Raw genomic sequence first — 6,738 nt, forward strand, 5'->3', positions numbered from 1 at the left:
ACTGTAATATTCGCGTAGCACAGATAACTTGAATGTCTCGCTGTGCTTTCTTCTGGACTTTTTTTCTTGCATTTTTATTCTTTTTTTGTCCAAAAAGTTGTCAAGCTATTTCAGGACAAGACAATATTCGTAACTCAATGCACACACCATTAAAGCCGGATGCGCTCCGAGATGCAATGACAACCCTGTTCGAATTGTTAAAAGGAGAGTCGGAAGCGAGTGTACGAGCCGTTTTAGGACATTTTATATTAACCTATATTCACCCCTATATGGATGGAAACGGTCGTATTGGCAGATTTTTGATGAATACGATGTTGGCATCAGGTGGTTATGACTGGCTGATTATTCCGGTAGAAAGACGGGATGAGTATATGGTTTCTCTTGAAAAAGCAAGTGTGGAAAGTAATATAGTACCTTTTGTGAAATTTTTATCGAGTATTTCCAACTTTTAGAGCTAAAAAATAATCCCCCGAAGGGGATTATAAGTTAATGCTTATTTTGAATTGATCCAGGTCAGTTTGTGCCAGAGACTTTCCAACGGGCCTTGTTTATGCCCTTTCAACCACCATTTACAGAAACTTACCTGCAACAGGAACAGGATGAAACCGATCAGCAGGCTGACGGTATATCCGCAATAAGGAGCCAGGTATAAACCGAACGGGAAATAGATGATTGCTCCCATTATGGATTGGGAGATATAGTTTGTCAAGCTCATCTTTCCGTAGAAACGTAATGAGGTAGTCAGCTTCTTGAATGATTCTTTCTGATATAATAAAACGAAAGAGGCAACCAGTACAACTGTGAAGGCAAACTTTTGCCACATATCCAGAATTACACCTACCGTATTTTTGATCATATCCGCATCACTGTTATCGTATAACATGACCTTCAACTGGTAGAGCGGACCGAATACAATCGCAGAAATGATCAGGGCTTTTACCCAGAAGCGGGTATTCGTGTCGGAAGTAACAAATAATTGCTTTCTGCCGATAAGCAATCCGAGCATGAACAGGCCGGCTGTTTGCAGGAAGCGACCGGCACCGATTGCCCAGAACAGGCTGGCCTTTTGTCCGAGTGTTACGTTGCCGAGGATGAATTTCCAGAAATCACCTTCTTTAGTGTAAGCGGCTACTTCGCCGTACATCTCTCCGACGCCCAGATTCGGTAACGTATATTCAGTATTGAACAGGCTGGCGATATAATGGAACCATTCGACAGGCTGCAATAAAAGAATGATTGCCGTGATAAGGACCGCTTTATCACTCCATTTACGTACCAGAAAAAGGAATATTCCCACTACGCAGAACAACAGTAACACATCACCTGCCGGGAAGAAGGCGGCATTCAATGTGGCAAAACCTACCAGCAGAAGCAATCGCCAGAGGAAACGGTAACCGAAGTCTTTTCCTTTTTTCTGTTGGTTGGTATATTGGATATAAAATGTAAAGCCGAATAATAAAGCAAAAATAGCGTATGCTTTTCCGGCGAACAGCGAGAAGGTGACGCTGAAGACGCCTTCATTCAGAATGTTCAGCCATTCCGGTTGGCTGGCCGCATCCGGATATACCGGAAAGATAAAATGTTCCAGGTTATGAACCAGAATAATTGCCAGAACGGCAAAGCCTCGTAAAGCATCTACCACCTCGATACGGGGGATTTTGGAAGTTGGAGTTTGTTGCATGTCGATTATTTTTTTTTTGTTTAATAAATTCTTTACCAATTTGTTTGCCGGCTTTTCAAAATAATAATATGACAGCAGGCTTAGTCCGGTCACGATAATTAATATGACGGGTATCCCCAGTTGATACGGGATATGGAGATCGTAGCTACGGATTAACCAGTTATATCCTTCTATTATGAAGAGATGTATCAGGTAAAAACTGAAACTGATTTCACCTCCAATGACTTTCTGATGCTGTTGATTATATTATTATATCCTTGATCCATTGGTCTAAATTTTGTGTAAAAATAGCAATATATCTTGTTCGTAGATAAAATGGCGGGCTATTTAAGAATAAAACAAAATGGAATGAATGATCTGTTTTGAATTATGGAGTAGAAACATAATGTTTGTACTCCATAATATTTGTAAGCATGGAATTCGTCGACAGAAGATGCCGGGCGGCTTTCATATGAGCTAATGGAGAAGGCCCGTAAACTTCCGTTTATTGATTTATAGGGTAAATGTTGTTTGTCAAAATGTCAAATTAACCCTGTTGCCAGTGGACTGTATGTGTCCTTACTCAAGTATGTCCTTTTTTATTGCTCTTATGAGCAATGTTTGTATATCTTTATGTTGGTTTTTGTTTGTTGCGCCTATCTTTTGGTCTGCATTGTGCTAATATTGCTGGATATTGATATTGAATATGAACTATCTGTGTGAATGTGCTATTTGAATCTGATGCGATATTTGTCTCCGTCTGGAAAAATAACCTGTTGTAAAACATGTGTTTTGAGGGCAAAAAGACTCTGAAAAGAGGTCTCTTCGACCGAATTTAACAAAAATTTTCTTTTAAATAAATCCCCAATTCATTTAAAATGAAAAAAATCTCGTTTTAAACGAACTTGCAATTTATTTAAAACGGTGATTTGAATTTGGCTTTGATGAATTAAATGTTAAATATTGTATATCTGGTTCTTCTGCTTTGGTTGTCTTGCGTAACGTAGCTGATATGAAAATGTTTATAAATGGATCAATTTGATAGATTATTGACGCTAAATGCATCAATTTGAAAAAATGAGAGGTGGGGATTCATTTATTATATACTTGTCATAATATATCCCGAATGATGACTGACGTCTACTAGTCAATCTATATTATCTTTTGAAATTACCATAGGGTAATCTGGGATTAGGATTGATCATTGCAGGTGTTGTTGTTATTAATATTTTCTCAAAAACCGTATCGCATTAAAGTGAAATAGATAATATGTAACCGTTAATTATGTTTGAAATTTATATATTGTAAATTTTTAGAGGGAAGAATGATCTTATCTGGTGTAACCTGTTGACCTATGCGAAGAAACCTTGATTATCTCTGTTTATCTGAATTAGTGTGATAGTCATAAGATGATTTAAGTTCTGAAAGAACTCTGTTTTTTCTTCGCAAATATATTGAAATATTTATTTAATCGTGATATAATTATGTAAAAATATCATATTCTAATTCAATTTTAACAAACAAAGCTGATGTGTGCGTAAAAATCACTATAAAAGAGTTAGAAATTTCATACTACATCTTACTATTTTTTAGTCAATGAAATAAAAACCAGTTTTTGAATGGAAATATGAGAATGGGGTGACAGAGTTCTTTCAGAACTTATATAAATAATGACAAGCAAATGACTATGAAAAGTGCGCCCAGTTCTATTGTCTGAGAGTGAATGTTTCTACTTACCTGTAAGACTGCCGCCCTTTTTATAAAAGATGTATTCTTTAAATTATAACTTTATGCTGAAAAAAACTAAGTTAGTAAGTCTAATTTTGCTATCGGGAGCCTTAGCAGTTCCTGTTGGTGCTTTTGCTGAGATTGCACCTGAAAAGCAAAGTGTTAGCGTTTCCCAGCAAAGCGGGAAAGTTAGTGGTGTGGTAGAAGATGCCTTAGGTCCTATTACCGGAGCTACTGTACTAGTGAAAGGAACTACAAATGGAAATGTTACCGATATGGATGGTAACTTTACATTGGAAAATGTGAAAAAGGGTGATGTCATTCAGATCTCCTACATTGGATTTGTTACGCAGGAAATCACCTACACGGGACAAACAGCCTTGAAGATTGTACTGAAAGAAGATTCCAAAGCCTTGGATGAAGTGGTGGTGGTTGGTTATGCTACTGTGAAAAAAGCCAATTTGACCGGTGCCGTGTCTGCAATAGATAGTAAGGTCCTCGAAGATCGTCCTATCGTCAATCTGGGACAAGGTTTGCAGGGGGCCATTCCTAACTTGAATGTGACGACCAGTGGCCGCCCGGGTACAGGTTCTTCTTTCAACATTCGTGGTACGACGGCCTTAAGCGGTAGTAGTCCGTTGGTATTGGTAGATGGTGTGGAGATGGATCCAAACTTGATTAATCCTCAGGACGTAAAATCAGTATCTGTATTGAAGGATGCCGCTTCTGCTGCTATTTACGGTACACGTGCTGCTTACGGTGTTGTACTTATCACGACTAAAGGGGGACGGAAAGATCAGCCGACGCAGGTTTCTTTTGATGCATCCGTTTCTTTTAACGGTCCGACTACCCGTCCTACTTATATGAATTCTATGGAATGGGTGAACTGGATGAATACGGCAGAATATAACACCTCCGGACGTGAGCTTTATTCGCAGTTTGATGCTGAATTTATGGAGCATGTCCAAGCGTACTATAACGATCCTGTTAATAATTCTCCTGTTTATATCTCTTCAAATCCTAATTTAAGTAAGAACGGTACCAAATATACGTATAGTGGTAACACTAACTGGATGGAAGAGTTGTATAAGAAAAGTTATCCGGTGCAGAATTATGGCGTGAATATCAGTGGCGGTACTAAGAAAGCCACTTATTATACTTCTTTGGGGTATTTGAACCAGGGTTCTTTGTTGAAGTTTGGTAATGAGGAATTCAAGAAGTTTAATATCATGAATAATATTAATTATGATGTTAATAACTGGTTGCACTTATCGATGAAGACAACTTATAACCGTACGAACCTGTCCGGTTTGAATCAGGATAACGTTCATGGCGACAACTTTATGGGAGGTGATACTCGTCCGATCATGCCGGTTAAGCATCCGGACGGCAATTGGTCTGGCCAGGGTGATTTTACCAATTTCCCGGCTATCCTTTCGAATGGTGGTCGTAAGACAGACAAGAATGACTTCTGGAATACTGTTGCACTGAAGTTAACGCCGATCGAAGGTATGACTGTTAATATGGATTATACATTCAATTATTATGCTGAGCATAATAAATTTCATATGAAATCATTTAACGAATACGGTGCGGACGGACAATTCCTTCAAACATTCGCCTGGACAAACCCGAACTCTGTTGCCGAATCACAAAAGAATGATACATATAATGCATTTAATTTCTTTGGGGATTATGAAAAGACATTGAATCAGCATTATTTTAAAGTGATGCTCGGTTTTAATCAGGAGAGTAAACATACACGCAGCTTTAGTGCCAGTCGTGAAAGTTTGATTGCGAATGATATACCTTCGATGAATGCTGCTACCGGAGAAAAATATGTTAATAATGGTGAGGATTCCTGGGCTACCCGTAGCGGTTTCTTCCGTGTGAACTATGCATTTGCCGATCGTTATTTGATCGAATTTAACGGGCGTTACGACCTTTCTTCCAAATTTCCGAAACATGACCGTTCCGCTTTTAATCCCTCTTTTTCTGTGGGATGGAAATTGTCAGAAGAAGCCTGGTTTAAAAGCATGACAAATAGTTTCTTTGATGAATTGAAGTTAAGAGGTTCTTACGGTAGTCTGGGTAACCAGGCATTGGATAACGGTTGGTATGCTTACTTATCCAATTATGGAACCGGTCAGATCGGTTGGATTATGGGAAGTAACCAGCCGCAGGCTGTTGCACCGGGTGGTCTGGTGAGCCAGTCCATCACTTGGGAAACTGTTACTCAATGGAATATCGGTCTTGACTTCAACTTGCTGAACAGCCGTTTGAAGGGGGCATTCGACTATTACCAGAGACGTACGTCTGATATTCTTTCTGCAGGTAAAATCTTACCGGGAGTTTTAGGTGCTAACGAGCCTCTGGAAAATGCGGCAGAGTCACTGACGAAAGGTTGGGAATTCGAAATAAGTTGGAATGATCAGTTGCCTAATGGTTTACATTATAACATCGGTTTTAACTTATCTGATTATCAGAGTGAAGTGACAAAGTTTGACAATATAGAACGAAGCCTGAGCAATTCTTATGTAGGTCAGAAACAAGGTGAAATTTGGGGATATGAAACAGCGGGATTATTCCAGAGTCCGGAGGAAGTAGCTGGTGCACCCACTCAGGATAAAGTATCCGGTGGTATTCAGTTGATACCGGGTGATATTCGTTTTGCAGATCTGGATGGTAATGGAGTTATTGATTGGGGTGACAACACCGTTGATAATCCCGGTGATAAAAAGATAATCGGTAACTCGACTCCACGTTTCCATTATGGTATTAATCTGGGAGCAGACTGGAAAGGCGTAGACTTCTCCGTATTCTTCCAGGGGGTGGCTAAACGCGACATTATGATGCCGGGACTGCCTTTCCGTAATGGTTATTCCAGCGAATGGAATGTTCCTTCCGGTTATAATACGGATTATTGGTCAAAAGACAATACAGGTGCTTTATTCCCAGTTCCTCGCTTTAATGGCGGTTCGGCTATGGGGCAGAACCAGACTCGTTATTTGTTGAACGCTGCTTATTGCCGTTTGAAATCATTGAGTGTGGGCTATACGTTGCCGAAAGAATTTACATCTAAGTTTTCTATTGAAAAATTACGTGTTTATTTTACAGGAGAAAATCTCTTTACAATTTCAAATACTCCTGAAGGATTCGATCCGGAATTGGATGACCCCTATAAGTATCCGATGCAACGCGCTTGCTCTTTCGGTTTAAATCTAACTTTCTAAAAATAGTTCCTATGTTTAAAATCGGAAAAGACGGATAGCACGAGATAGCACTACAAAAGCTATACCATTTTAGTTAACTTTGTATTGTATCAAATTCATTATTAACTAATAACGATA

General features: G+C 39.1%; 2 protein-coding genes and 1 pseudogene. 2 read left to right on the forward strand and 1 reads right to left on the reverse strand.

Annotated elements, in window-relative coordinates; genetic code table 11:
* Nucleotides 1–110 precede the first annotated feature (110 nt).
* A pseudogene (locus NBH15_RS28785) lies at nt 111–452 on the forward strand (Fic family protein); the annotation flags it as partial.
* Nucleotides 453–493: 41 nt separating this feature from the next.
* On the opposite strand, the gene NBH15_RS28790 reads toward NBH15_RS28785, so the two are convergent.
* Nucleotides 494–1,681 (reverse strand): DUF418 domain-containing protein, encoded by a 1,188-nt coding sequence (locus NBH15_RS28790; RefSeq protein WP_244050572.1) that lies wholly within the window; start codon nt 1,679–1,681, stop codon nt 494–496.
* 1,769 nt (nt 1,682–3,450) lie between these two features.
* On the opposite strand from NBH15_RS28790, the gene NBH15_RS28795 reads away from it, so the two are divergent.
* Nucleotides 3,451–6,621 (forward strand): SusC/RagA family TonB-linked outer membrane protein, encoded by a 3,171-nt coding sequence (locus NBH15_RS28795; RefSeq protein WP_128135033.1) that lies wholly within the window; start codon nt 3,451–3,453, stop codon nt 6,619–6,621.
* Nucleotides 6,622–6,738: the final 117 nt, after the last annotated feature.

Source organism: Parabacteroides caeci, assembly GCF_023656795.1.
GTDB lineage: Bacteria > Bacteroidota > Bacteroidia > Bacteroidales > Tannerellaceae > Parabacteroides > Parabacteroides segnis.

Excerpts from the sequence above, each read along its gene's own strand:
- NBH15_RS28790 (WP_244050572.1), bottom strand. The coding sequence starts at position 1,681 with ATGCAACAAACTCCAACTTCCAAAATCCCCCGTATCGAGGTGGTAGAT.
- NBH15_RS28795 (WP_128135033.1), top strand. The coding sequence starts at position 3,451 with ATGCTGAAAAAAACTAAGTTAGTAAGTCTAATTTTGCTATCGGGAGCC.